Source organism: Paraburkholderia xenovorans LB400 (assembly GCF_000013645.1).
In the GTDB taxonomy this organism is placed as follows: domain Bacteria; phylum Pseudomonadota; class Gammaproteobacteria; order Burkholderiales; family Burkholderiaceae; genus Paraburkholderia; species Paraburkholderia xenovorans.
Genome location: NC_007952.1, coordinates 3077215 through 3102468, shown reverse-complemented (window position 1 = coordinate 3102468; position 25254 = coordinate 3077215). Strand labels below are relative to the sequence as shown.

Annotated in this window: 25 protein-coding genes and 3 pseudogenes; 15 read left to right on the top strand and 13 right to left on the bottom strand. The window is 61.4% G+C overall.

What is annotated here, in order from left to right; all coding sequences use genetic code 11:
* Positions 1-107: 107 nt before the first annotated feature.
* Positions 108-938: an AraC family transcriptional regulator gene (locus BXE_RS35635; protein WP_040124304.1), complete on the bottom strand. Its 831-nt coding sequence runs from the start codon at positions 936-938 to the stop codon at positions 108-110.
* A 130-nt stretch (positions 939-1068) separates the two neighbouring features.
* Complete coding sequence (locus BXE_RS35630; RefSeq protein WP_011492977.1) at positions 1069-2013, bottom strand: AEC family transporter; 945 nt, start codon at positions 2011-2013, stop codon at positions 1069-1071.
* Positions 2014-2138: 125 nt separating this feature from the next.
* On the opposite strand from BXE_RS35630, the gene BXE_RS35625 reads away from it, so the two are divergent.
* The gene (locus BXE_RS35625) at positions 2139-3005 is read left to right on the top strand and encodes a LysR family transcriptional regulator (protein ID WP_040124306.1); all 867 of its coding nucleotides are present in this window, start codon (positions 2139-2141) and stop codon (positions 3003-3005) included.
* Positions 3006-3017: 12 nt separating this feature from the next.
* On the opposite strand, the gene BXE_RS35620 is transcribed toward BXE_RS35625, so the two are convergent.
* Positions 3018-3683, bottom strand: a complete 666-nt coding sequence (locus BXE_RS35620) for a VC0807 family protein (RefSeq protein WP_011492975.1) — start codon at positions 3681-3683, stop codon at positions 3018-3020.
* A gap of 239 nt (positions 3684-3922) precedes the next feature.
* Here BXE_RS35620 and BXE_RS35615 point away from each other — a divergent pair, with 239 nt between their 5' ends.
* Positions 3923-4459: a GNAT family N-acetyltransferase gene (locus tag BXE_RS35615; RefSeq protein ID WP_011492974.1), complete on the top strand. Its 537-nt coding sequence runs from the start codon at positions 3923-3925 to the stop codon at positions 4457-4459.
* A gap of 92 nt (positions 4460-4551) precedes the next feature.
* Here the strand turns inward: BXE_RS35615 and BXE_RS35610 are convergent, their stop codons facing one another.
* Complete coding sequence (locus BXE_RS35610) at positions 4552-5289, bottom strand: GNAT family N-acetyltransferase (protein ID WP_011492973.1); 738 nt, start codon at positions 5287-5289, stop codon at positions 4552-4554.
* A gap of 108 nt (positions 5290-5397) precedes the next feature.
* Here BXE_RS35610 and BXE_RS35605 point away from each other — a divergent pair, with 108 nt between their 5' ends.
* A complete protein-coding gene (locus tag BXE_RS35605) occupies positions 5398-6921 on the top strand; it encodes a PLP-dependent aminotransferase family protein (protein ID WP_011492972.1) in 1524 nt (507 codons plus the stop codon).
* 245 nt (positions 6922-7166) lie between these two features.
* Entirely contained in the window at positions 7167-7499 is a 333-nt protein-coding gene (locus BXE_RS35600; protein ID WP_040125135.1) for a hypothetical protein, read from the top strand.
* A 43-nt stretch (positions 7500-7542) separates the two neighbouring features.
* Here the strand turns inward: BXE_RS35600 and BXE_RS35595 are convergent.
* Positions 7543-7890 (bottom strand): annotated as a pseudogene (locus tag BXE_RS35595) (aminoglycoside phosphotransferase family protein); the annotation flags it as partial.
* Positions 7891-7995: 105 nt separating this feature from the next.
* On the opposite strand from BXE_RS35595, the gene BXE_RS35590 reads away from it, so the two are divergent.
* Positions 7996-8583 carry a flavin reductase family protein gene (locus tag BXE_RS35590; RefSeq protein WP_011492969.1) on the top strand — a complete coding sequence of 196 codons (588 nt, stop codon included), beginning with the start codon at positions 7996-7998 and terminating at the stop codon, positions 8581-8583.
* A gap of 24 nt (positions 8584-8607) precedes the next feature.
* Here BXE_RS35590 and BXE_RS35585 read toward each other — a convergent pair whose 3' ends face one another.
* Positions 8608-9093, bottom strand: coding sequence for a GNAT family N-acetyltransferase (locus BXE_RS35585; protein ID WP_040124309.1), 486 nt, complete (start codon positions 9091-9093; stop codon positions 8608-8610).
* 368 nt (positions 9094-9461) lie between these two features.
* Between BXE_RS35585 and thrS the strand changes: the two genes are divergently transcribed.
* Positions 9462-10670 (top strand): threonine--tRNA ligase, encoded by a 1209-nt coding sequence (gene thrS, locus BXE_RS35580; protein ID WP_049782328.1) that lies wholly within the window; start codon positions 9462-9464, stop codon positions 10668-10670.
* A 244-nt stretch (positions 10671-10914) separates the two neighbouring features.
* Here thrS and BXE_RS35575 read toward each other — a convergent pair whose 3' ends face one another.
* Both BXE_RS35575 and BXE_RS35570 read right to left on the bottom strand, forming a co-directional pair.
* Complete coding sequence (locus BXE_RS35575) at positions 10915-11187, bottom strand: hypothetical protein (protein ID WP_040124310.1); 273 nt, start codon at positions 11185-11187, stop codon at positions 10915-10917.
* 212 nt (positions 11188-11399) lie between these two features.
* Positions 11400-12209, bottom strand: a complete 810-nt coding sequence (locus tag BXE_RS35570) for a hypothetical protein (RefSeq protein WP_011492965.1) — start codon at positions 12207-12209, stop codon at positions 11400-11402.
* A 233-nt stretch (positions 12210-12442) separates the two neighbouring features.
* Between BXE_RS35570 and BXE_RS35565 the strand changes: the two genes are divergently transcribed.
* The 3 genes and pseudogenes from BXE_RS35565 to BXE_RS35560 all read left to right on the top strand — a co-directional run.
* Complete coding sequence (locus BXE_RS35565; RefSeq protein WP_011492964.1) at positions 12443-13570, top strand: aminotransferase class V-fold PLP-dependent enzyme; 1128 nt, start codon at positions 12443-12445, stop codon at positions 13568-13570.
* 217 nt (positions 13571-13787) lie between these two features.
* A complete protein-coding gene (locus tag BXE_RS48305) occupies positions 13788-14081 on the top strand; it encodes a WYL domain-containing protein (protein ID WP_011492963.1) in 294 nt (97 codons plus the stop codon).
* Between the two features lie 176 nt (positions 14082-14257).
* Positions 14258-14680, top strand: a pseudogene (locus tag BXE_RS35560) (ATP-dependent nuclease); the annotation flags it as partial.
* 127 nt (positions 14681-14807) lie between these two features.
* Here BXE_RS35560 and BXE_RS35555 read toward each other — a convergent pair.
* A complete protein-coding gene (locus BXE_RS35555; protein WP_011492961.1) occupies positions 14808-15776 on the bottom strand; it encodes a DUF5655 domain-containing protein in 969 nt (322 codons plus the stop codon).
* 666 nt (positions 15777-16442) lie between these two features.
* On the opposite strand from BXE_RS35555, the gene BXE_RS35550 reads away from it, so the two are divergent.
* The gene (locus BXE_RS35550) at positions 16443-16898 is read left to right on the top strand and encodes a hypothetical protein (RefSeq protein WP_011492960.1); all 456 of its coding nucleotides are present in this window, start codon (positions 16443-16445) and stop codon (positions 16896-16898) included.
* Between the two features lie 77 nt (positions 16899-16975).
* Here the strand turns inward: BXE_RS35550 and BXE_RS48300 are convergent.
* Both BXE_RS48300 and BXE_RS35545 read right to left on the bottom strand, forming a co-directional pair.
* Positions 16976-17088, bottom strand: a pseudogene (locus tag BXE_RS48300) (methyl-accepting chemotaxis protein); the annotation flags it as partial.
* A 36-nt stretch (positions 17089-17124) separates the two neighbouring features.
* Positions 17125-17958: an AraC family transcriptional regulator gene (locus BXE_RS35545; protein WP_040124316.1), complete on the bottom strand. Its 834-nt coding sequence runs from the start codon at positions 17956-17958 to the stop codon at positions 17125-17127.
* 466 nt (positions 17959-18424) lie between these two features.
* Here BXE_RS35545 and BXE_RS35540 point away from each other — a divergent pair, with 466 nt between their 5' ends.
* Positions 18425-18778 (top strand): hypothetical protein, encoded by a 354-nt coding sequence (locus BXE_RS35540; protein ID WP_011492957.1) that lies wholly within the window; start codon positions 18425-18427, stop codon positions 18776-18778.
* Positions 18779-18847: 69 nt separating this feature from the next.
* Here BXE_RS35540 and BXE_RS35535 read toward each other — a convergent pair whose 3' ends face one another.
* Complete coding sequence (locus tag BXE_RS35535; RefSeq protein WP_011492956.1) at positions 18848-19963, bottom strand: NADH:flavin oxidoreductase/NADH oxidase; 1116 nt, start codon at positions 19961-19963, stop codon at positions 18848-18850.
* A 39-nt stretch (positions 19964-20002) separates the two neighbouring features.
* Positions 20003-20791 carry an SDR family NAD(P)-dependent oxidoreductase gene (locus BXE_RS35530; protein ID WP_011492955.1) on the bottom strand — a complete coding sequence of 263 codons (789 nt, stop codon included), beginning with the start codon at positions 20789-20791 and terminating at the stop codon, positions 20003-20005.
* 231 nt (positions 20792-21022) lie between these two features.
* On the opposite strand from BXE_RS35530, the gene BXE_RS35525 reads away from it, so the two are divergent.
* From BXE_RS35525 to BXE_RS35510, 4 genes are all read left to right on the top strand, one after another.
* The gene (locus BXE_RS35525; protein WP_011492954.1) at positions 21023-21931 is read left to right on the top strand and encodes a LysR family transcriptional regulator; all 909 of its coding nucleotides are present in this window, start codon (positions 21023-21025) and stop codon (positions 21929-21931) included.
* A 210-nt stretch (positions 21932-22141) separates the two neighbouring features.
* Complete coding sequence (locus tag BXE_RS35520; protein WP_011492953.1) at positions 22142-22888, top strand: glucose 1-dehydrogenase; 747 nt, start codon at positions 22142-22144, stop codon at positions 22886-22888.
* A 53-nt stretch (positions 22889-22941) separates the two neighbouring features.
* Positions 22942-23775 (top strand): alpha/beta fold hydrolase, encoded by an 834-nt coding sequence (locus BXE_RS35515; protein WP_011492952.1) that lies wholly within the window; start codon positions 22942-22944, stop codon positions 23773-23775.
* Positions 23776-23831: 56 nt separating this feature from the next.
* The gene (locus BXE_RS35510; protein WP_011492951.1) at positions 23832-25178 is read left to right on the top strand and encodes an LLM class flavin-dependent oxidoreductase; all 1347 of its coding nucleotides are present in this window, start codon (positions 23832-23834) and stop codon (positions 25176-25178) included.
* The last annotated feature ends 76 nt before the right edge of the window (positions 25179-25254 follow it).

Here is a 25254-nt window from a genome sequence, read left to right as displayed (position 1 = left end):
ACTAAGGCGTCAGGACAAAGACTTTCGAATTTCGGACAAGGCGGTTTGGTGATCGCTCGCCCGCGTGGCGGTGCGGAATGCTCTGACGCTACGGACTGCCCAGGTGATCAGCGAAGATTGCTTTTCACCGGTTCGGGCGAGACGGCGTAAGCCGCTTCGCTCAGCGTGCCGTCCGGATCGAAGCCGGTTGGCGGCGCGCCCAGTTCGCGCCGGAACATGTCGCTGAAGCTGCTCGGCTGAAAACCGAGCGAGCGCGCGATGCTGCTCACCGGGCGTCCTTCGGCGAGCCAGGAGACGGCGACCGCCAGTTGCACCTGGCGGCGCCATTCGGCAAAGCCGACGCCCAGCTCCCGCGTGAAGAGTCGCGCCAGCGTTCGCACGCTCGCGCCGACCGATGCCGCGTGCTGCTCGAAACTGATCGCGATCGACGGGTTGTCGATCACCGCGCGGCATAGCGCTTCGAGCCGCCGGTCCGAAGCATCGGGCAGCGCGATGCGCAGCGACGAACGCGGCGCGTGTGCGAGTTCCAGCATGGCGAGACGGTAGGCGGCGTCCAGATAGGCTGGATCACGCGCGCCGGTGCCCTCGTATTCCGCGATCGAGGTGATCAGTTCGCGCAGCAGGCCGTTCACCTCGAACACGTCGCTGCGCCGGCTGAGATGGCCGACATTGCGCTCGTGAAGATAGAGGTTGCGCATCTCCACTTCGCTCATCATGTGGATGGAGTGCTGCGTGCCGGCCGGCAGCCAGACCGCGCGTTGCGGCGGCACGACCAGCGCTTCGCGCCCGACTTCCACCCACATCACGCCCGATACCGCGTACAGCACTTGCGCCCACGTGTGCGAATGCGGGTCGATGCGCAGCCCGCGCGGATAGTGCCGCGCGAGCGAACGGGCGTCGGCGTCGTCGTGGAGTTCGGGTGGGCGGGCTTTGGGCACGGCGGAGTTGGCTCGGGCTTCGCGCAAGAAGGTCGCGGACCGTGGCGGTCCGTGTTCGAAGCATAACGCGAGGCGCGCGCCGCCGGATACTCGCGCGCCGGCCGGCGCGCTCAGATGTGCTCAGATGCGCTCAGGTTCGATGGCCCATCAGCAGCAACAGCAACGACAGAGTGGCGATCGAGCCCACGGTCGACAGCAGGATCGTCCGCGAGGTGATGTGCGCTTCGCGTTCGTAGAACTCGGCGAGCATGAACGGGCCGGTGCCGGTGGGCAGCGCGGCCAGAACGACCGCCATTTCGACCAGCGTGGGCGGGAGTCCGAATACGCGCGCCGCGAACCACCACGTCAGCGCCGGCTGCACCAGCAGCTTGACGCCGGTCAGCAACCAGGAAATGCCGCGCGTGCCTGTCTCCGATGGGCGCTTCTCCGCAAGGAACAAACCGAGGCTCACCAGCGCGCATGGGCTCGCCGCGCCGCCCAGCAGCTTCAGGAAGGTCTCGACGCTGGCCGGCATCGCGACATGCAGACTGGCAAACAGCACGCCCACAAGCGGCGACACGATCAGCGGATTGCGCGCCAGCGAGCCCAGCACTTTCAGAGCGAGCTTGTGCGGCGTGCGCTCGCTCTGCAGGCCCACCTCGATCAGCACGATCGCGAACGCGAACAGCACGCAGGCGACGAGGATCGTGGCGATCGTGGTCGGCGTCAGACTGGCCGGGCCGAACGCGATCACGCCCAGCGGGAAGCCGATGTAACCGGTGTTCGGATACGAGGCCGCGATCGCATCCACGCTCGCGTCGGCGAGATGCCGGCCGTTTATCAGGCGCAGCGCGAGAATCAGCACGAACACGCTGACGCACGCAAGCGAAAATGTGGCGACGAAGGCCGGTTGATAGAGCTGTTGCCAGGTGGCGTGCGCCATGATGTCGAACAGCAACGCCGGCAATGCCAGCCAGACCACGAAGCGGTTCAGTTCCGACGCCGAGTTCGGCCCGAGCACGTTGCGCCGGCGGCATGCAAAACCCGCGAAAATCAGGCCGAAGACGGGAAGCAAAATTTCGAGGGTGGCAAGCATCGACGCGGGACGATTTCTGAAAAAATGGCAAACCGCCAGCGTAGTGGCTGGCGTTGATACAATCCAATACTGTTTTTTGTGCCCAACAATACCTTTTTTGCATTGTCATTTCGCGCGAGTGCATCGTGATCGATATCAAGCCGCTGCGCTACTTCGTGACGCTTGCCGAGACGCGCCATTTCGGCCGGGCGGCGGCGCGTCTGAACCTGTCGCAGCCGCCGCTGAGCCGGCAACTGGCGGCGCTGGAGGCGAGCGTCGGCGTGACGCTGGTCGAGCGCAGTCCGCGCAGCGTCACCTTGACGGCCGCGGGCGAGCGCTTTTACGCCGACGCGAAGGCGATTCTCACCGCCGTCGAACAGGCGGTCAGTAACGCGCAAGCCGCCGCGCAGGGCGAGGCGGGCAAGCTTGCCATCGGCTTCACGATGTGTGCGGCTTACAGCGTCGTGCCAGGCTATGCGCGGGTTTTCGGCGCCGCGTTTCCCGAGGTGGCGCTGAACCTGCGCGAGGTCGTCTCGAACGATCTCGCCGAGCAGGTGCTCGCCGGCCACATCGACGCGGCCATCATGTTCCCCAACGTGCCGGACAAGGGGCTTGCCACGCGCACGATTGTCAGCGAGCCGTTGTGCGTCGCGCTGTCGCGCAGCCATCCACGCGCCCGCGCGCGGCGCCTGAAGATCGCGCAACTGGCGGGCGAGCCGTTCGTGCTCGCGTCCGGGGAAGTGGCGCCCACTTTGCGTGCGACGATCCTCGAACATTGCCGCTCCGGCGGCTTCGAACCCGACATACGCTTCGAAGTGCAGTTGCAGCAAACGGTGCTGAGTCTCGTCGACGAAGGGGTGGGCGTGGCGCTCGTGCCGGCGTCGATGCGCAAGGCGCAACTCGCGGGCGTGGTGTTCCGGCCGCTGGTCGATGCGCCGTTGATCGAGCAGGTGCTGGCGTGGTCGCCGGCGAATCGCAATCCGTGTCTGGCGCGTTTTCTCGAACTGGCGTGATGGCGGTGCTGGTCAACTGGCCAGGTGATTTGCCTCGCTCACGGTGTCGTCCGGATAGCGCAGCGCATCGCGTTTGATGAGCCGGCGGCACCAGAAAGTCCAGGCCGTCAGGCCGGCATAGACGCCGTACCTCAGCACATTCGAGGCAATGGCCGAGCGCGGGTCGCCCGGCCATTGCCAGACGATCAGACTGCGCAGGACATTCTCGCCCGTCATGCCGATGCCCCACACGAGCGTCATCAGGCGGATATAGGCGACGAGCGTGGGCCGTTCGCGCCAGTGCCGCTCGAAGCTCCCGACGCTACGATAATCCTCGCGCGACATGGTCGAGCGGGCGAGATAAAACACCAGTGGCCGCGGCAGCGCGAGCGATACCAGGAACGACACGCCGACCATGCCGGATACCATCGGTTCTTCGATTGCTCGCAGCCGGGTGTTGCCGGCGAGGCTGATGCTCATGGCCAGAAGCGAGAGCACGATGCCGACCAGCACGATCGCGCTGAGCGCGTCGAAATGGCGATAGCGCAGCAGCTCCCAACTCATCCACGCGAGCAGCGGCAGCGCCGACGCAGCCTGCGCGCCGAGGTGGCCCCAGTGCGGGAAGGCGAGCCGGTAGGCAAGCCAGGGCAGGGCGACGTTGACGATCAACGCGGTGAGGTAGCGTGGGCGGAGTTTCATCGGCGGAGCGTGGTGAGCAGCGCAACGATGCGCGAGGCGCGCGACCTGGTATCGACGCGCTTATTGCGCCGATCCGGTTACGCAGACGTATCGGGGAGTGTATGGCGAAGTCTCCTCTCCTGCCATAGCTTGCGGCGTGCGCGATCAGGAATCTGGCCAGGCCCCTCACGCGGAAAAAATCTGCGATCATCGAGCGCACTGCTTGCCGGGCCACTCCAACCACTATCCGCTCCTACGCAATGTCCACCCGTCCCACGCTCCTCACCACCCCGCGCCTGTCCCTGCGTCCGCACACGCTCGACGATTTCCTCGATAGCTACGCGATGTGGTCCGATCCCGAGGTGATCCGCTACATCGGCGGCAAGCCCTTTACGCGCGAAGAAGTCTGGGCGCGTCTGCTGCGCTACGCGGGACATTGGACGATGCTCGGCTACGGCTATTGGGTCGTGCGGGACAAACAGAGCGGCCGGTTTCTCGGCGAAGTCGGTTTTGCCGACTACCATCGCGAGATCGAGCCGTCATTGATGGGAACGCCTGAAGTCGGCTGGGCACTGGACCCGGCCGTGCATGGCCACGGCTACGCGACCGAGGCCGTGCGTGCCGCGCTGGAATGGGCCGATCAGCAGTGGCCGGGTGGCGAAACGGCCTGTATCGTCGCGCCGGAAAATCTGCCGTCGCTGCGCGTTGCCCACAAGTGCGGTTATCGCGAGCAGCTTCGCACCACGTACAAAGGCAAACCGACCATCGTGCTGCGTCGCCCGGCACCTGCGGTCTGAGCCAGCGCGCGACAAGCGGTGAGCGCCGCCGCCGGCTACGGCCCGGTTCCGTCGAGCTAGCCGCCGTGCCGGCCGGCTCGACACGCGCCTTATTACGCGTCGTTGCTCGCCGCTGCCCGCTGCTGCGCGATCAGATCCGCCAGCCGTTCAACCTGCTGGCCTTGCGCATCGAAGTTGCCGGCATCGAGCCAGCGCGCGTAGCTCGGCCGCAGCGCGGGCCATTCGCTGTCGATGACTGAAAACCACGCGGTATCGCGATTGCGCTCGCGATACACGATCGCCTGGCGAAAGATCCCCTCGAACGTGAACCCGTAGCGCAACGCCGCCGCGCGCGAAGGACCGTTCAGCGAATCGCACTTCCATTCGAAGCGCCGATAGCCCAGTTTGTCGAACACTTGCGTCATCAGCAGGAACATCGCCTCTGTGGCGATGCGCGTGCGCTTCAGCCGCGGCGAATACGTGACGTGGCCGACTTCGATCACGCCGTTGGCGCGGTCGATGCGCATCAGCGCCAGCGTGCCGACCGCCTTGCCGGTCGCCAGATCGATTACGGCGTAGTGAAGCGGATCGGTGGACGCGGCGGCGCGCGTCAGATGCTCGCGATAAGCGGCGAGGCTCTCGAACGGACCCACTGTCAGATAGGTCCAGTCGCGACCATCGGCGGCGGAGCTGTACGCCTCGTACAAGTCCTCGGCATGACGCTCCACGTCCACCGGCTCGATCCGGCAATAGCGCCCCGCCAGCGGCTCGCGGCCGGGCGCCTGAGCGCCGTTCCAGCCCGGCACGGGGGCGCCGATCGGTTGTTCGAACGCGTTGCGTCTTGGTTGCATGGCTCTTCTCCTCCCGGTTGCGAATGATCGTCATTGACGGAGAACGATACGGCAAACGTGGTATGTTCAAAAGATCCACCGCTAACCCATTTGATAGATCCAGCCACGATGATCGAGATCATTGGCCCGCTCACGAGCCCGCTACGATCGGCGCCCGCCGGCAGCGGTGCGAAGCCGGAGCCGCTGCAAAAACAGTTGATCGAGCGCTTGCAGCGGGCGATTCTCACCGGGCGCTTGCCGGCCGGATCGCTGCTGCCTTCGTCACGGCTGCTCGCGGCGGAAATGGGCGTGTCGCGCAATACGGTGGTGATCGCATACGAGCATCTGGCCGCGGTCGGTTACGTGGTTGCGGACCAGCGGGGCACGCGCGTGAGTCCGCTCTCCAGCCCGTCCGCGCGCGGCGAGCCGCAAGCGCGGCCTGCCGCGCCGGACGTGGCCTACGCCGCGCGCGTCGGACAGTTCGCGGCCACGCTCAGCCACGCCGACAACACCTTGCCGCTGACGCCGGGCACGCCGGCGCTGGACCGCTTTCCGGTGACTGCGTGGCGGCGCGCGCTTGAACGCTCGATGGAGCGCGCGTTGCCCCTCGCGCTCGGCTACGGCACGCCGGCTGGCGAGCCGGCGTTGCGCGACGCGATCGCCGCGCACCTGCGCATGGCCCGCGGAGTGCGCTGCGAAGGCTCGCAGGTGGTGATCACCGAGGGCGCGCAGGAGGCGCTGAACCTGTGCGTGCGACTCTTCACCAATCCCGGCGACGTCGCGTGGGTCGAGGATCCCGGTTATCGCGGCGCGAAGGCCGCGTTCAATCAGGGCGACCTGACCACGCTGCCCATGCCCGTCGACGCCGAAGGCATGGCAGTGCCGGCCGATGCTTGGCGCACACAGCCGCCCAGGCTGATTTACACATCGCCCGCGCATCAGTATCCGACGGGTTCGGTGCTGTCCGTGGCGCGCCGCCTGGCATTGATCGCGCAGGCGCGGCAGAGCGGCGCCTGGCTGATCGAGGACGATTACGACGGCGAGTTTCGCCATACCGGCGAGCCGATCGCCAGCATGCAAGGGCTGGTCGAGGACGCGCCCGTGTTGTACGTCGGCTCGTTCAGCAAGACGATGTTTCCCGCGCTGCGGATCGGTTTCGTGGTGTTGCCGCGCGCGATCGCCGCGCATACCGCTGTCGCTTTGCAGGAGATGTTGCGCGGCGGGCACCGGCTGGAGCAACTGGCGCTCGCGCATTTCATCGAAAGCGGCGAGTTCGGGCGGCATCTGGGGCGCATGCGGCGCCTGTATCGCGAGCGCCAGCAGGCGTTGCGCGACGCGCTGACCGCGCATTTCGCGGCGTCGCAAATCCTCGGCGGCAATTGCGGCATGCATTTGACGCTGCGCCTGCCGGCTCGCATCGACGATCGGGTTCTCACTGAACGCGCGCTTGCCAAGGGGCTCAATCCGCGCGCGCTGTCCGGCTTCGCGTTGCAGTCGCGCGCCGAGACCAACGGGCTGGTGATCGGCTACGGCAATACGCCGGCCGGGCAACTTGCGCCCGCTGTGCATGCGCTGGCCGGGCTCGCGGGCGAGATGGACGGCAAGCCGAAGCGCCGGCGCACCGCGGCGTCGGCCGCGACACTTCGCGTATAACTTTTTGCGTTTGTCCGCGCGGCCCATGTCGCGCTATCGTGTCGCTTATGCGCGGCGATGTCGAGGTGTGCGAGACCACGGATCGCCCGCAACTCATGCCGCGCGCGCGGCACTGCAACATCGCGCGACATGCGGTGCTCCCGAGGCGATTCCTTGGGGCGTGCGCCCGCAGGCCGTGGTTGGCCTCGGCATGAAGAATGCCTTTGTTGTAGTTATCTATGACGATCTATCCGAACGGAGACGACATGAAGGAAATCGAACCGACCCCGTGGTTTGAGCTTGCGGCCCACACGCCCGTCCGTGAAGGCTGGTATGAGGTGCAATTGACGAGCGGGGACACGGCTTTTGCAAAGTTTGGCGACGGCGTATGGACCGAGAAACCGTTGCTCGTGTTTACGCACTGGCGCGGCTTGTCCGCCGATCCATCGAAAGCCGGCGATGGCGAAGCCGAGTCGATCGGCGCCGAGGCCACCGCCGCCCAAGGCGTGCGCGCCGCGTGGAACGCGTTCTTCCCTGGACTCGGCGAAGAACAGCACAAACCACTGGACGCCATACCCAACGGTAAAGCGCCCCACTGAGGAACACCGGGCGGCGGCTCGCGGGTTGCCGCCCTGATTTGCCTTATGTGCGCTTGAGCGCCCCGGCAGCCAGTCTGCCGATTTCCGTATCGATGTCCGGCATCTCGCCCGTTTCGAGAATCCACGCCGCGGACAAACCGGACCACGCCAGTATCCATTGCAGCAAACGGCGCCGGCCGAACTCGGCAATGCGCGCGACCCGTTCGATGCGACGCTCGAACCATCCCGGTATCAACGCCGCCTCTTCGTCGGGATTGCAGAAAATGTTCGCGTAGTCGAATACGCGTTCGCCGTAGAGGCCTTTCGGATCGATGGCCAGCCAGCCGCGCGGGCCGAAATCGAGTACGTTCCCGTGATGGATGTCGCCGTGCAACACCACCGGGTCTTGCGGCAGACGGTGTTTCATTCTCGCCTGGATCGGCGGGAATGGCACGCGCAGCGCGCATCGGGCCCCGACGCTACAATCGCTCTCATTCATCTGACGCGGAACATATGTATGAAAGTCACCCGGGAACCCGTGGCGTTGCCGCGGGCCACGCAGTTACTCAATCATGGACCGGTCACGATCATCACCAGCGCGTACGGCGGCCGCTCGAACGTGATGGCGGCGTCATGGGCAATGCCGCTCGACTTCAATCCGCCGAAGGTGGTCGTGGTGGTGGACAGCCGCACCCTCACGCGGCAACTGATCGAAGCAAGCGGCGTGTTCGGACTGCAATTGCCGAGCCGCGGATTCGCCGCGCAGACGCTGGCGGTGGGCACGAGTGCGGGCACCGAGCTCGACAAGTTCTCCGCCTTCGACCTGGAGACGTTCCCCGCGCAACAGATCGACGTGCCCATGCTCGCGGGTTGCATCACGTGGATGGAGTGCAAGGTGATTCCGGACGATAGCCAGCGTCACGATCTGATCATCGGCGAAGTTGTCGCCGCGTATGCGGATAGCCGCGTGTACTCGAATAACCGCTGGCACTTCGGCGACGATCCCGATTTGCGCACCTGTCACTATGTGGCCGGCGGGACGTTCTTTGCCACCGGCGATGCGTTCGAGGTGAATGCCGTGGCGAATGGCGCGGTGGATGAGTGAGGCCCAGACGAACTAACGCGCCGCTTACGCTTCACCCTCCGCAAACTTCTTGAGCGCATCTCCCGCCAACCGATAGCGCACCCATTCGCTTTGCGCGCTCGCGCCGATCGATTCGTAGAAGCCGATGGCCGGTTCGTTCCAGTCGAGCACGCTCCATTCGAAGCGGCCGCAACCGGTGTCGCACGCAATGCGCGCGAGGTGACGCAGCATCTGTTTGCCCGCGCCGCTGCCGCGCGATGCCGGCGACACATACAGGTCTTCCAGATAAAGCCCCTGTTTGCCGAGCCAGGTCGAATACGAAAAAAAGTAGACGCAAAAGCCGATGGGCTCGCCGTTCATCTCGCAGATCAGCGCCTTCGCACTGGCGCTTGCGGAAAACAGGCTCGCTTCGATGTCCTTCACGGATGCGACGACTTCGTGCTCCGCCTTTTCGTACACCGCGAGTTCGGTGATGAAGCGAAGAATCAATGCGGCGTCGGCTGCGCGAGCGGGACGGATATGGATAGTCAAGGTCAAGAGCTCGGTAGGTCGGTTGAGTTGCAGACCCGGGTTTCGCGAAGACGGGTGTTCTTCGGGTCAGACATGCATCGTATCGTTTAACGTGCCGTTCTGGCCAGAGCGTGTCGAGAATGCGATTGACGCGTCGTTGCAAAATCGTTTACTGTCGATTCATGGACTTCCACTCGATTCTCTTCGCTGCCGTCACCACCACGGCGACCACCATCACAGGCGGGTCGTCTGGAGGTTGCACGCGCTAGAAGCACGAAGCTGTGGCAAACCACCAAAGGCCTCGCCGGAAACGGACGGGGCCTTTGGCGTTTCTGGGACCTCCGTTTGCGGCGTCTATTCGCAGTATTCCGTTCAAATGGAGTAAGACCGTGAACGACATCGACCATCGTGTATCAGGCAATAAGCTCGACCTCTTTCATCAGCAGGAAGAAGGCGCCGGCATGGTTTTCTGGCACCCGCGCGGCTGGGAGCTGTATCGCGTGCTCGAAGATTATGTGCGCGCCCGCATGCGTCGCGCGGGCTTTCGCGAGATTCGCACGCCGCAATTGCTGGCGCGTTCCTTGTGGGAAAAGAGCGGGCATTGGGAGAAGTTCGGCGCGGCGATGTATTCGCTGGCCGATGCGGAAGAAGGCCGCGCGCTGTGTCTGAAACCGATGAGCTGTCCATGTCACGTGCAGGTCTTCAATCAGCGCGTACGTTCGTATCGCGAGTTGCCGGTCCGCTATAGCGAGTTCGGCGCGTGTCACCGTGACGAGCCGTCGGGTTCGCTGGAAGGACTGAAGCGTACGCGCGCTTTTGTGCAGGATGATGCGCATGTGTTCTGCACGGAAGCGCATATCGAAGCGGAAGTCGGGCGCTTCTGTTCGCTATTGCGTGCGGTATATGCGGACCTCGGTTTTCCTGACTTTAAGGTTGCGTTGGCGACGCGGCCGGCTAACCGTGCGGGCAGCGATGAAACGTGGGATCGCGCGGAAGACGCGTTGGCGAACGCAGCGCGTGCAGCGGGTCTCCAGTTCGACGTACTCGAAGGAGAGGGCGCGTTTTACGGGCCGAAGCTCGAATTTCATCTGACGGACAGCCGCGCTCGGAGCTGGCAATGCGGCACGATTCAGCTCGACTTCGTGCTGCCCGAGCGGCTTGACGCGGAGTTCGTCAGCGAACGCAACGAGCGCGAGCGGCCTGTGATGATCCATCACGCAGTGCTCGGCAGCATGGAGCGGTTTATCGCGATGCTGCTCGAGCATCACGAGGGATGGTTGCCGGTATGGCTGGCGCCCGAGCAAGTCGTGGTTGCGACGATTAGCGACGCGAATATCGCTTACGCGCAGGAGGTTATGCAGGCGCTCGATGAGGCGGGTGTCAGGTCGGTGCTCGACAGCCGGCCCGAGCGGCTGGAGAAAAAGATCGTCGACGCGCGGGAGAAGCAGGTGCCGCTTCTCGTCGTGGCGGGTTCGCGTGATGAGCGCGATCGAACGATCAGTATTCGCATGCGGGATGGCCAGCAAGTGACACTGTCGTTTGCCGATGGTGTCGGGCATCTGAGGCTGGCCGCGCGCCAAACCTGCGCCCACGCCTGAACTCGCAGCTGAAAGCAAGCAGGGAAACGAGACCCGTGCGGATCATCGTCGGGCTCGGATCGTACCCGTTGATGTCGGTTTATCCGCTCGAAACCCGTCACTCGGCGCAACGAGCCAGCGGCGGATTCCTGGAAGCGAAAACGCGCAGATAAATCTGCGCGCTATAACGTTATTCCCTCAACAGTCCAACGACGTCTGCCCACCACTCAATCAGCGACACGAGACTGTAATCAATCCGGTCAATTTACGCGCCGCCGAAAAATACGGGCTTCATTCCATCATTCGGATCGGGGCGAATGGAGCCTTGAATTTTATGTTCCAGGTGGGACACAGCGGTGCCGAACGAACGCAGGTGAGGATGGCTGCCTGACGCTGAAGTACCGTCAGCGACGCCGCCAACGCTAGTTTGTGCGGCCTGAGCATTGCTCGGAGCGACCGCGTCGTTCGATTGAGCAAAAGAGGATACGGCGGGAATCGCAAGAGCGGCTGCGACGATCAACGATTGAACGAGTTTCATGATGCTTACCTCCAGACTTTGTTTGTCCGCAAACACCCGTTTGCGTTTCAGTGATTGCAGTCTAGGCCGGGGGCCGCTCGCAATTAAGTGTCTGCAAAACAAAACAATGTTGTGGAAATAAGTACAAACCCTTAGAGCCGACCGCGGCGCGCGCAGCAGCTTGCGTTCGTCATCACACCAGTACTCACTCGTCGCCGATGTTTGCCGGGCGTTTAGCGCTTAGCCTCCTCTGGCCTGGAGCCCGCGGCCGCGGCAATGCGGCCCTGCGCCGGGACGAGTTGATCATCAGACGTCGCCACCAGCCACAGACGTGCGTGCTCCGCGATCTGGCGGTTATGGTCCTTCAGCGGGCCCAGCGCGGAGGCGGCCTTCCAGACCACCGAGCCGACGCGACTCTGCCTGCCTGACGGCGCGCCCACGAGCAGGCAGTAAGGTCCCAGCGGAAGCGATACAAACGGGAGTGCAGGGCTGATGCGCACGCGCCAGTCGATGAAGGGCGACTCGCTGATCAGCAGCGGTGTGGGCAAGCCGTAAAGCACGCTGAAATCGTACAGCGCCAGTTGTTCCGGCATGCCGGCGTAGATGCGCCGGATATCGTCGACAACGGCCGCGCGGATCTCGTCCTCGAACATGGGTTCTTCCGCGTAGCGGGCCAATGCCTCACGAGCCGCATGTTGATATGTGCTGAACAGGCCGAGTTCGATGCAGTCCTGCACGGCGCGTTGAACCTCCGCTACAGAACCGGCTTCCGCTGGTGTTCCCAACTGCGCGGCTCGCAGAAATCTGGCGAGTCCCGCTTCCTGGATCGCGGGACTATCCTTGGATGTGGATGTATCGTCCAGAGCGCTCTTGCCAAGGGGCACGTAGGTGTATTTCTCGGCTGCGAAATGCGATTTCTTGCCTTCGTCGAACTTGATCTCGCCATCGACGCAGTCCAGATAGCGAGTGCCGATTCGTCCATGCTCCCAAATCCAGTTTTTCAGGAACGGGCGTAGTGGATGCGGTTTTTCGTGTTCGGCCATTGGAACCTCCAGGTGTCCCAGTATAGTTCCAAGTGGAAGGTCGGCCCGTACAGGGCATGCCGATGGCTCAAACCGACGGCGTGGTTCTTTCCATCAAGTCAGGCGGGTTTTTCGCTCAGGCTTGGCGGCGGCCGGCGCAAAGGGCCGACATCACATGCCTTTGCCGCAGCCACAGGTGGCTTTCGTTAGAATCTGTTGTAGAAACTTATATTCGTTCATAACCGGAGACAAACGTGCCAGGCTTACTTCCCGATGTCGACCGCGAGGGGCTCCTCGAATATTCAGTCGTTTACACCGACCGATCACTCAATCATATGTCGCAGCTCTTTCAAGGAGTCATGCGCGATATTTCCAATTCTCTGAAGAAGGTCTACAACGCGAAGTCGGCCGTTGTCGTCCCGGGCAGCGGGACTTTCGGCATGGAAGCCGTTGCCCGGCAGTTCGCAACGAACAGGAAATGTCTTGTCATCCGCAATGGCTGGTTCAGTTATCGCTGGACGCAGATTTTCGACATGGGCGGCATTCCGTCTGAATCGATCGTGCTGAAGGCGCGCCCGGTCGAAGAAGGCAGACAGGCTGCCTATGCACCGCCGCCGATCGAAGAGGTGGTCGCGGCGATCAGGGAAAACAAGCCGGATCTGGTCTTTGCGCCGCATGTCGAAACTGCATCCGGGATCATGCTGCCGGACGCTTATTTGCGTGCGGTGGCCGACGCTGTGCATGCCGTCGACGGTATGTTTGTGCTGGATTGCATTGCGTCCGGTACGGTGTGGGTCGATATGAAGGCGAGCGGCGTTGACGTTCTGATCAGCGCGCCGCAGAAGGGATGGAGCGCGTCGCCTTGTTGCGGGCTGGTTATGCTTGGTGAGCTTGCTCGTGAAAGAATCGAAGGGACGACTAGCACTAGCTTCGCTTGTGATCTTCGCAAGTGGTTGCAGATCATGGAAGCCTACGAGAACGGTGGATTCGCGTACCACGCGACGATGCCCACGGACGGGCTTGCGACTTTGCGTGATGTTATGAAGGAGACTGAGGCTTATGGCTTCGATAAGGTGAGGGCGGAGCAGGTTGAGCTTGGGCGGCGGGTTCGGTCAGTTCTTGCGGATAGGGGGTTTAGGAGCGTGGCGGCTGAGGGGTTTGAGGCGCCGGGTGTTGTTGTTAGTTATACCGATGATGATGGGATACGGTCTGGGAAGAAGTTCGCTGATGCCGGGTTGCAGATTGCGGCTGGGGTTCCGCTTCAATGTGATGAGCCGCAGGATTTTAAGACCTTTCGGATTGGGTTGTTTGGGTTGGATAAGCTGCATGATGTTGAGGGGGCGGTGGGGAGGTTTGTGAAGGGGCTGGGTAGTATTCTTTAGGGTGGTTTTTTTTGCGGAGGATGTACGTGTTGCTCGTTATCTTAACCGCCTCGGGAGGAGGAACCAGAAACCTACCGGAGATGTTATGTACACTGTTCGGCCGTTGCGCTTATTCGAGTAACGGTATTGGTCAGGTAGCTATGGCAAATGTTGCCCGTGCGATATCGAATGGTTTCCTTCGTGCGAGCCGCCTTGCCGAACAAAAAATGAGGGCCGAGTGGAAAAATTAATATTAGAAGCTATTGCGAATAAGCAGTTAATAGAGTTCTATTACCGCAACCTCCAGCGCATTGCCGAACCTCATGTATATGGCGTTACGAATGGAGCTTGGCAAATTCTCGGCTATCAGACGGGGGGGCAAAGTAGCAACGGTGGCCTTCCTGACTGGAGGCGTTTTGACCTTAATCAAATATCACGGCTTACGATCCTCGCCCAAACGTTCCCCGGACGCCGTTCCATTCCGTCAGGAAAGCATAGCTCTTGGGATTCACGTATAGCCATCGTTGACTAGACCTCGGAGGCAAGCGCCAGCGGTTCCTACTGCGACACAAAACGAAACGGTCGCAGATTTCCACGCGGCGGCGCGCTCAGTTAGTGAATGATCTAGCGGTAGGCTGCTCTTCTGCTGTGAATCCGTATGTGCAAAGTCCTCGTTCGGCAAAAAAGCACAATAAGCTGGGATCCACAATGAAGATTCATACTGTTCGCATAAAAAACTTTCGCACGTTGAAAGACGTGACGATCCCCTTCGATACGATCACGACATTTATCGGGCCGAACGGTGCCGGCAAGTCAACTGTGCTTCGAGCACTCGACTGGTACTTTAACGGCAAACCCGGTTCGCTGACGGAAAAGGACTGCTCCTTCGGGGTGACTACTGAGAATGTCGAGGTTCAGGTCACCTTCACCGATCTCACCGACAGGGATCGCGAAGCACTTGGCAAGTATGTTCCGGCAGGAGTCAAAACCTTCACGGCATGGAAGCGCTGGGCGACTGACGGCTCTGAAGTGCTTTCGGCGAATGCGAAGGGGTTTCCTGAATTCACCGCGATCAAGGCCGCCAACGGTGCGACGGCAAAAAAGGATCTATACGCCAGTCTGCGCAGCAGCCGCTCGGATCGCCATCCGAACGTCTTTGGGTTGATGGCGGCCACCGCGCCGAGTTGATTCAGTCGGTCATAACAACGACCGGCACATATCTATCAAATCTATCGGCCTTCGTATGTGAGAACTCTGCTTACGCCTCGGTATAGCTGCGCTCAAGCAACGTCTTCGCGCGGTCGAAATCGGCTTGGCCGCGCAATGCCAGTTCGACGTCTCCAGTGCCCCAATGGCCGATCTGGCTAATATCTCGGGAAAAGCCTTCTTCTAAGGCGACCGTGCTGGGATCGAGCTTCAGGATGATCAGTATCCTGTTCGGGTACGGGATCGCGCATGCGAAATTCTTCAAGCGCCGAAACGCCGTATAGAGCTTTAGCCGTTTTTCCTGCACATCGTCCCCGAGACTCAGAAGAAAACTGGCGATACTGGCGTAGAGGTCACGTATTTCGGGGGACGCAAGCGCAAGCTGCTCTTCGACCGTCTTGTCCTTTCCCGTCGACTTCGGGGCCTCCGACGTGGAGACCCCCGCAGTCGCGGAGACCTGTTGTACCGGAGGGGCTGCGCTCGTAGCCGTTGACTCGCTCACGACGGTTTCAGGGGTGCTCTGAGCATTGACCAATTCAAGAAGCAGCAAATCATCTCCGAAAAGCTTGTATCGAATCAGCTCGACATTTCGCGGGATCTGTTGCACGGCGTGCTGGTCGTAGCGTGTGAAATCGGCTGCGATGCACAACAGGCGCGTGCCGGCCCATTCGATCTTATCTGCCTCATCTTTGCCAAGCTTGTCCATCACTAGCCAGCGGAACTCCGCTTGATGATCGAGCAGCCAGTCGAGGTAGTACAACCCTTGGTTTATGACGTTTTCGTTACTATGCCGTTTGTATTCGATAATGATCGGACAGCCGTTCTCGTCGAGACCTAGCGAATCGATGCGACCCCGATGGGTCTTGCCGGTCGTATATTCGCTGGCAAGGAAACGCGCGCCGAGCAACGTTTGCATGTTGGCTTCCATCAAGCTTTGCAAGTGTTTCTCCAGCCTCGCGACTTGGCTTGGCAACTCGCTCGCTGCTCCATTCAGGAGACGAAACAGCTGAATGTCGCTCATAAGGCTCCCCTCATTTTATTCGGAAATCTAAGCGCGCCATTATGGCGAATTTTCGCGCGAGGGTATATCTGGTGATCACATTGGTGGCGGGGTAATTTGCAGCCGATGCGTGGCGATTGACCGTCCGCATGCGTCGGTCAAGCAAAGCCGTAAAGGCGTCTTGGGCAAACGCCTACCTGTATGCGAAGCGGCCTCTTTCGACACTCAACTTACGAGTCGCATATGGTCGAGTTTGTTCGGCAGCTCAAAACCCATATAGTTTTGACAAATTGCGACATTGACTGATAAGCGCTCCCCACGATTGAAATGCTTGTATTGGCCGAATATCCGTTACCCCGGTCACAATTCGTCCTCGTCCCCACGCCCCAAATCAAATATTTAGCCCACACAGTTGACGGCAACCGGTCTGCCCTGATTTATAATTCTTGGGTCGTCGGCAAACATCCAGCGACCAGGTTTGGAAGCCTGTGCTTGAAACCGCACACCCGCCCAGGCGGGTCGTGCGTCTAACCCTGCACGTCTATATTTCAATGGGCGGGCTGTGGTGGGGGAGCCGCAAGGCTCGCCGGTTTGTTTCAAGCCCGGTCTTCCAATCCCGTCACGTGCCCGCTCACCCCTTTGCAAGCGAGTGTCGGGCGATCCAAGGAATCACCAGGGAGACGCACCATGACCAAGTCCATCAAAAACCAGGCAGCATCACGCCCGCCCGTCGACGCCCTCCAATACGAAAAACTCGCCCTATCCGCATTCCACTTATGCGACCGACAAGTAGGTCAATTGGACACCTTGATCACACTTGCGTCCTCAATATGTAGGAATCCTGCCATCACGAGCGATGAGAGAAAGCGTCGTCAGACGCTCCTTGAATTGCTGGTGGACACGGCCGAGCAGTATCAGCAGGAACTCGAATGCGACCGCGAGTTATTCCAGGTAATCGCACTCGACGCGAAGGGCGTCTCGCATAGCCGCATCACCGCACGCCATGCAGCCAACCTGCTGGCCGAAGCATCGCAGAGAGCGAAAGCCTCCGCCAACGCGCCACAGCCCAAAAGCGCATCATCAAAAAGTGCAGCCACGCTAAGACCCGACGCGACCCAGCAACCGGCCGCCGCGCCACACTAAGCGTCGCAAAACGTCAGCAATCGGCATGGGCGATAGACTGAACGATTAAAAGAAGGTGGCGCAACCGTACGCCACCGCTTGACCTGATTCGCCACCACGGCGAAGCCGCGGCCCGCATTGCCGGCGCGCGCGGCTTCGATCAAGGCGTTCAGCGCGAAAAGGTAGTCTCGCGATTGATCTCGTTGACATCGGGCGCGTGCATCGTCGTGACAGGCGCGCGAGTTCTTCAATTCTTCAACGGCAACCAGATCTCAAGCCCGCCCATCCCGCTGACGGGATCGAACTTCGCGTCATAGCGCTCGAAGTTCGGCGCATCGGCGGGAATATGTCCCGATGCCGGCAGCCACTGATTCCAGATCGTATTCCACGTGCGCCGGATAGTCGAAACATGCTCGCGATGGCTAAACACCGCATACCGCTGCGGCGAAATGCGCAAACGGCTCAACTCCGCAGGCAAAGCCGAGAAGTCGCTGACTTCAACGCCACACAGATAATCGATGTTGCCGTTGTCGTCCGCGTTATAGCAAACGCCATACGCCACATTGCCGACCTGCCCCGGCACCTTGCCGAAGTAATCACCAAAACGCTGCCACTGCGACGGAATCGCGGCACAGGTCTCGTTGGTGTAGCGCTCGTTCAGACCCGCGACAAGAAACGCTTTGCCGTCTTCAAAGCGCGGTGGTTCGAGACGGGTAAGCAGGGTTTCGTCCATTTTGATCGGCTCCACGAGGGCGAGATTGTCGAGATGACCACGCGCGCGCAGCGCGTCGGGCGTGAGCCCGAATTGCTCGCGAAATGCACGCGTGAATGCCTCGTGAGAACCGTAGCCGGCGTCGATGGCGACCGCGAGGATATCCGGTGCGCCGCTCGCCAGCCGACGCGCCGCTTCGCTCAAGCGACGCCCGCGCACATAGCGCATCACCGAAAACCCCGTGGCCGCTTCGAAAGCCCTCGCCAGATGAAAGCGCGACACGCATCCGCAGTTCGCGATCTCGTCGAGCGTCAACTCGCGGGCAAAGTGGCTTTCGATAAACCAGAGCGCTTTTCCAACCGGGTTCATATGGGCTCTCATGTCAGCATGGAACCAGCATAGCGGGACGTGGGTAGCCGCGTTTGATCGGGATTGCGGTTTTCAAATGCAAAGCATGACGAATGACTGCCGTCACTGTGAAACTCGTCTGCATCGCGAGACGTCAACGTACCTGCTCATCATAAACGACACGCGAGCAGTCTCTCTTTGAAGATGCGTTGTCGCGGATTCCGGGCGTTCTGCCATTCCCAGAGTCATCGTCGTGATTCAGTCATGTCTGGTGAAAAAGGCGGGTGTTTTCCTACAGATTGCTTCTCCATTGGTGGTGTGTTTGTAGGAGCAAAACGACGTCACAATTATTTAAGAATTATCGGATTTCCACACATTTGTATTTCCCTGAAAGTCACGGCGGCGGAGAAGGCGCGCTCGGGACGCGCGGCGTCGCCCAGTGCAAGCTTAATGCATTCAGAAATTACAAACGGTGCAGAGGATATTGATGGTCAAGCACACGCCTTATTCGATAATTGTGACCTATGCAGAAGATCGCCAACAGTTGATCGTGCAGGCAGTTGACCCGGCCAGGCTGACCACAATCGTCGCCGGAAAGCTCGAAATGCCGATATTGCTGGATGAGTTCGATTTCAAGCTTGACGACGCGTTCGCGCGACGGCTCGGAGCAGCCATGCTCAGCTTGATTGCACTAGGCCAGCCGGACATCAAGCAATACATGAGCATGACGTATGATCCAATCGACCAGGCGTCGAGGCAGTTCGGCGAGGGGATCAAGCTAAGTTTTGTCGTAGCTGTGACGCCAATCGCCGTTGGGCGTGATGCCCCGCGCAATAGTTGAAGCATCGCGGCCGGCAACGTGGCTTCCGTGTCGATAACATCAACTGAATCGCCGGCCGAAGGCGGCAGTTCACCGTGAGCCGAAGGTCGCCTGTGCAAAGATGCCCGAATTCCCCTGTGGCGCGGCGCGCCAGTAGGACGGCGGGACCCCGTCAATTGTGCCGCCCAGGTCCGCCGCGGCATGCCATCCCCATCGCGGATTGAAAAGCATGCCGCGTGCGATCGCGACCAGATCGGCGCTGCCCGAAGCGACAATGTCTTCGGCCTGTGTCGGCGCCGTGACCAGCCCTACGGCGATCGTGTCGACTCCGGCCTCCTCGCGAATGCGCTTCGAGAACGGTACCTGGTAGTTCGGAGCGACCTGAATCTTTTGCAACGGGGAGATGCCGCCGGAGGACGCCGTCACCCAGTCGATACCTCGCCGCTTCGCCTGCCTGGAGAATTCAACGCTCTGTGAGAGATCCCAGCCCGCGTCCATCCAGTCCGACGCGGATAGCTTGATACCCAGTGGCATACCGGAAGGCAACACTTCGCGCACCGCCTCTATCACCTCTAGCGGAAAGCGCATGCGATTCTCAAGACTCCCGCCATAGGCGTCGGTGCGCTCGTTGGCAATGGGCGACAGGAACTGGTGCAGCAGGTAGCCGTGGCCGCCGTGCAGCTCGATGCCGTCGACGCCCAGTCTCACTGCGCGCCGGGCCGCGGCCACGTAGGCGTTTCGCACACGGTCAAGCCCAGCCGTATCGAGCGCGACAGGCGCCGCTTCTTCAGGATGATGCGGCGTAGCCGATGGACCATATGGACGCCACCCCCCGGCCTCGGGCGTAAGCAGTTGCCCGTTTCGCCACGGCACCTCGCTCGATGCTTTCCGCCCGGCGTGCGAGAGCTGAAGGATCACGCGCGTAGGCGTGTGAGCGCGAATGCCGTCCACCACATGGGCGAGCGCCGAATGCGTCGCGTCGTCCCAAAGTCCGAGGTCCCCTGGCGTGATGCGGCCTTCAGGTTCCACGGCGGTCGATTCGATAAACAGCGTACCCGCTCCCGACAGTGCCAATCCGCCGTAGTGCATGACATGCCACGATCCGGCTCTGCCGTCGACGGCGACGTATTGGCACATGGGCGACACGACGATGGGATTCGGAACTTGCAGGCCACGCAGTTGCAGCGGGGAGAAAAGAGTGCTCATTTCGATTCCTGTGCGCTTGAACGCGCTGAAGATTAGCGGCTAGCTCGCTGTACGTCCGCCGTTGACCCGAACGATCTGCCCAGTGATGAAGCTGGCCTTCTCTGAGGCGACAAACACGATAGCCTCGGCGATTTCTTCGGGCGTACCGGCTCGCCGCAGAGGGACGGTGGCGTAAAAGGCGGCCTTGCCAGCGGGCGTGTTCGTAAGCCGGTCGAGCATCGCTGTCTCTGTTGGCCCGGGCGCGACGGCGTTGACCCTCACACCGTACGCCGCGGCTTCGATCGCCGCCGATTTCGTGATTCCCTCGACCGCGTGTTTGCTGCCGACGTATATCGACATGTTGCCCGCACCGCGTTCCCCCATCGTCGACGAGATGTTCACGATGCTGCCGAAGCCTTGTCGCTGCATCACGCGCAGCTCGTACTTCATTGGAAGCAAGGTGCCGCGGACGTTTGTATCAAACACCGAATCGTAGCTTTCGAGCGTCTGCCCGGTCAGCGGGCCAGGGGTTCCTTCGGTGCCCGCGTTGTTGACAGCCACGTCCAGACGGCCGAAGCTCTCGACCGCCTGCTCGACAAGCTTACTGACGTCTTCCTCGCTGCGAACGTCGGCTGCGACGAACCGCGCCTCTGCGCCCAGCGCGCGAAGCTCTTCGGCCAAGGCCTCGCCGGCGTCAGGACGGCGCCCGGAGACCACGACGCGACTGCCTAGTCGAGCGAATGCCAGTGCCGTTGCGCGGCCGATACCGGCAAGAGCGCCCGTGATCAGAACCACCGGCGGAAGCGGCGCATCCTGAGAGGACGCGAGTTGATGCTGTTCGGTGTCCATGTCGATTTCCTGTTAGGTGCATTGGAGCCATAGCTCGACGATGAGCGTTCGGACGTATGTGCCGTAGCCCATGCATGAAGCCCGTTGCGCGCTGCTGAGGCTGACTATGAGGCCATGACTGCCTTCCCGGAAGCCCGCATTGGCGGTTATCATTTATCCGGAAGCAGCATCAATCAGCCGAACTCGCGCTTCGTCCCAGTGACCGGCGGACCATAACCACGCAGGTGCCAGATGGACATCAACCAGCTCAAGATTTTTTCGCGGGTCGCGAGGCTCAAGAGTTTTTCCGGTGCGGCTCGCGAACTGTCAATTTCGCAATCGCAGGCGTCGCGCGCCGTCGCCGAGCTCGAGCAGGAACTGGGTGTCTCCTTGCTGGCTCGTACGACGCGCGCGGTGATTCCCACGGAAGAAGGAACGGAGTACCTGGCCCGCATCGAACCGGTTCTGGATCAACTCGAGGATGCGGAGCAAAGCGTCAGACGTGGGGAATTACGCGGTACGTTGCGGATCGGCATGCCCACCAGCGCGGGCGTACGGGAAATCATTCCGCTGATTCCCCCATTCGCGGAGATGCACGCCAAGCTATCAATACAGATCATTCTGGGTGACCAGAAGCAGGACCTTGTTCGCGACGCGGTGGACGTTGCGCTGAGGATGGGAACACTTCCAGACTCTAACGCTACAGCAAGGCTGCTAACGACCTATCCGCGGTTGATCGTCGCTTCTCCTGGATATCTTGAGCGTTTCGGGACGCCGGGAACACCCTCGGAACTGCAGGGGCACCATGTCGTCCACGGACCGGCGGGCGGTGTCGCCACTGCGTGGACCTTTTCTCGAGACGGCGCCGACGAATCCATCGCTGTCCGCCCTACGATTTCTTTCAACGACAACGAAGGTGTTGTCGCAGCTACGGCGGCCGGAATGGGCATCGCGTCGATCGGTCTATGGGCCTGTCGACGCGAGCTGGAGGAAGGAAGACTGGTGCGCCTCCTGTCTGGCTGGGACATGGTTCCGACGCGTGTGTATGCCTACTATCCGCTCGGAAAAGCGACCCGTTATCCGGCGCGCGCTTTTATTGATTACCTGTCCGTCAGGCTGGAAGGGATTGCCGCGGTCCTGGGCAGCGTTTCATCCAGATAGGCCGGATTACCCGACGGTTCTTCGGATGCCAGCTAATGCGGATGGCCATTGCGACGATGCGTCAATGACGGGGATTCATCCGCAACAGGGATAGGTGAAAACCGCTTGGACCAGCTAGTCGTCCTAACGTCCGCACTCCAATATTGGACCTGTGCCGAGGCAACGATAGGCGTTGTCCCGGAGCAACTTAATCCATTTTGAGGAGTTGTCATGTCCAGGCTAGCAGGCAAAGTCGCCATTGTCACTGGCGCATCCAAGGGAATCGGGGCAGCGATCGCGAAGGCGCTCGCTGCGGACGGCGCGAAGGTGGTTGTCAACTACGCCACTAGCAAGTCCGGCGCGGACGCGGTGGTTCAAGCCATTACCGATGCAGGCGGCCAGGCTGTGGCCACGCAGGGCGACGTGTCCAACAGTGCTCACGCGAAGCGTCTGGTCGATACTGCGATTGCCACGTATGGAAAGCTCGACATTCTGGTCAACAATTCAGGCGTCTACGAGTTCGGTGCCCTGAACGAAGTCACGGAAACGCAATTCCGCAGGATGTTCGATATCAACGTGCTTGGTCTGCTGCTAATGACTCAAGCGGCATCGGCACAACTTGGCGAAGGCGGCAGCATCATCAACATTGGCTCGGGCGTTACCGCCATCACGCCTCCAGGAACCGCCGTGTACACGGCCACCAAGGGCGCAGTAGACGTCATTACCGGCGTGCTCGCCAAGGAGCTCGGCCCGCGCAAGATCCGGGTCAATTCCGTCAACCCGAGCCTCACTGCAACCGAAGGGACGCAAAGCGCCGGAATGCTGGCCTCCGAATTCGAGGCGGGAATCGTTGCGCAGACGCCGTTGGGCCGCCTCGGTCAGCCTCAGGACATCGCCGATGTGGTGGCGTTCGTAGCTTCGGACGATGCGCGCTGGCTCACCGGCGAGAAAATCATCGCCGGCGGCGGACTCCGCTAGTCTGGCCCGACGACCGCCGCCCGCGCTCAATCTGCTCCTCAAGGAGAGTTGCAATGACCTACACACACGACACCGCCCCGACTCAATATGTCGAGGCCAATGGCATCCGCTTTGCTTATCGCCGCTTCGGCAAGGCTGGCGGTGTGCCGATCGTTTTCAACCAGCACTATGTCGGCACGATGGACTACTGGGATCCGGCAGTCACGGACGGTCTCGCGCAGACACGGGAAGTGATCCTGTTCAACAATGCCGGCGTCTCCAGTTCTTCGGGCGAGACCCCGACGAGTTTTCAGGAGATGGGCGCTAACGCGGTCGCGTTCATCCGCGCTCTCGGTCTGGCTCAGGTCGATGTGCTCGGCATTTCGATCGGCGGTTTCATTGCGCAGGAGATCGCCCTTCAGGGAGGCAACCTCGTGCGCAAAGTCATCCTCGTCGGCACCGGCCATCGCTCGCAGGACATGTCGCAAAGCCGCTCGGCGGAGATCTTTTCCGGCAGCTATGACCCGCCCGAACATTTGTGGCTTTCGGTCCATTTCGCACCTTCGGACGCCAGCCAGAAGGCCGGCCTTGCGTTCCTCGAACGCAAGCTTCGTCGTCAGGATCGCGACCCGGAAGTCAGCGAGCAGACCATCGCTGCACAGGGCGAGGCGATCGGAAAGTGGCATGTGCCGGACGATAATGCGCTGGAGTATCTGAAATCGATCGGGCAGCCCGTGCTGGTCGTCCAGGGAAGCAACGACGTCATCATTCCGACGAGGCATTCGTTCACGCTCCAGCAGAACCTGCCGAACGCGCAGCTGATCGTCTATCCCGACTCCAACCACGGGTCGATCTATCAGTATCCGCAGACGTTCGTCGCCAACGCGACAACCTTCCTCGACGCCTGAACCTGGCCGCCGACTCCTCAAAAGAGCCGGCGGCTCCTGATGCGATGGAGCGACAGATGGGCGAACCTCGCCAACTCCACCTCGGTGCCTTCATGCGACCGGCGGCGATCCACACGGGCGCATGGCGGTATCCGGGCGCCGACGCGTATGCGAACTTCAGCCTTGACCAGATGCGTCGCTCGATCCGGCGGCTGGAAGAGGCAAAGTTCGATGCCTTCTTCATGGCCGACCACCTGGCGCTATTGAACATGCCCATTGCGGCTCTTAGCCGGAGCCACACGGTGACGTCATTCGAACCCTTTACGTTGCTGTCGGCGCTGTCGATGGTTACCGAACGGATCGGATTAATCGCAACAGCCTCGACGACCTTCGATGCGCCTTACCACATTGCCCGGCGGTTCGCGTCGTTGGACCATATCAGTGGCGGGCGCGCCGGCTGGAACGTCGTGACGACAGCCAACCCCGACGCGGCCCTCAACTTCGGCTACGATTCGCAGAAGGATCACGACGACCGCTATGAGCTGGCGCACGAGTTCGTCGATGTGGTCACCGGTCTGTGGGACAGCTTCGCCGACGACGCCTTCATTCGCGACGCCGGGAGCGGGATCTTCGTTGACCCCGCACGAATTCATGCAATCGATCACAAGGGGCCGTCATTCAAAGTGCGCGGCCCGCTGAACATCGCACGGCCGCCTCAGGGTTGGCCTGTGATCGTTCAGGCCGGCGCCTCCTCCGCGGGGCGTCAGCTCGCGGCACAAACCGCCGAGGTGATTTTCGGCGCTCCGCCGACCATCGAGGCCGCGCGCAGCTTCAATGCCGATGTCCGTTCGCGCATGGCCGCCATTGGCCGCACGCCTGACACGCTGCGCTACCTGCCCGGCGCTTTCGTTGTCGTAGCTGACAGTATGGATGAGGCTGCCGAGCGCCGTGCGACGCTCGATAGCCTGATCCATTACGACAGTGGCATTGGCTCCTTAAATTCGATGCTTGGGTTCGACGTGTCTGGCTATGATCCCGACGGCCCCTTGCCGGATATCCCGGAGACAGAAGCCAGCCGCTCGCAGCGTGAGCGTATGGTCAATCTTGCCCGGGAGAAGGGCCTGACTATCCGGGAGCTCGCGCGAGCCGCCGGCAGCTATTCGGGCGTCGCCTTCGTCGGCACCGCGACATCGATCGCCGACGAGATGCAGGAGTGGCTGGAGACTCAGGCCTCGGACGGCTTTAACGTCATGTTCCCCTGGATTCCGGGCGGCCTCGACGAGGTGGTCGACAAGCTCGTCCCCGAGCTTCAGCGGCGGCGCTTGTTCAGGCGCGAATACGAAGGGCGGACATTACGCGAGCATCTTGGCCTTCCTCGACCTTCCAACCGCTTCTTTCCGGCCCAGCGCAACGCGGTCGTCTGATCTTACGATCTGCGCCGGTCAACGATCTGGCTGATTGTTTCTCCTGACTTCACGCTCCGGCTGCCTTCAGGCGTAG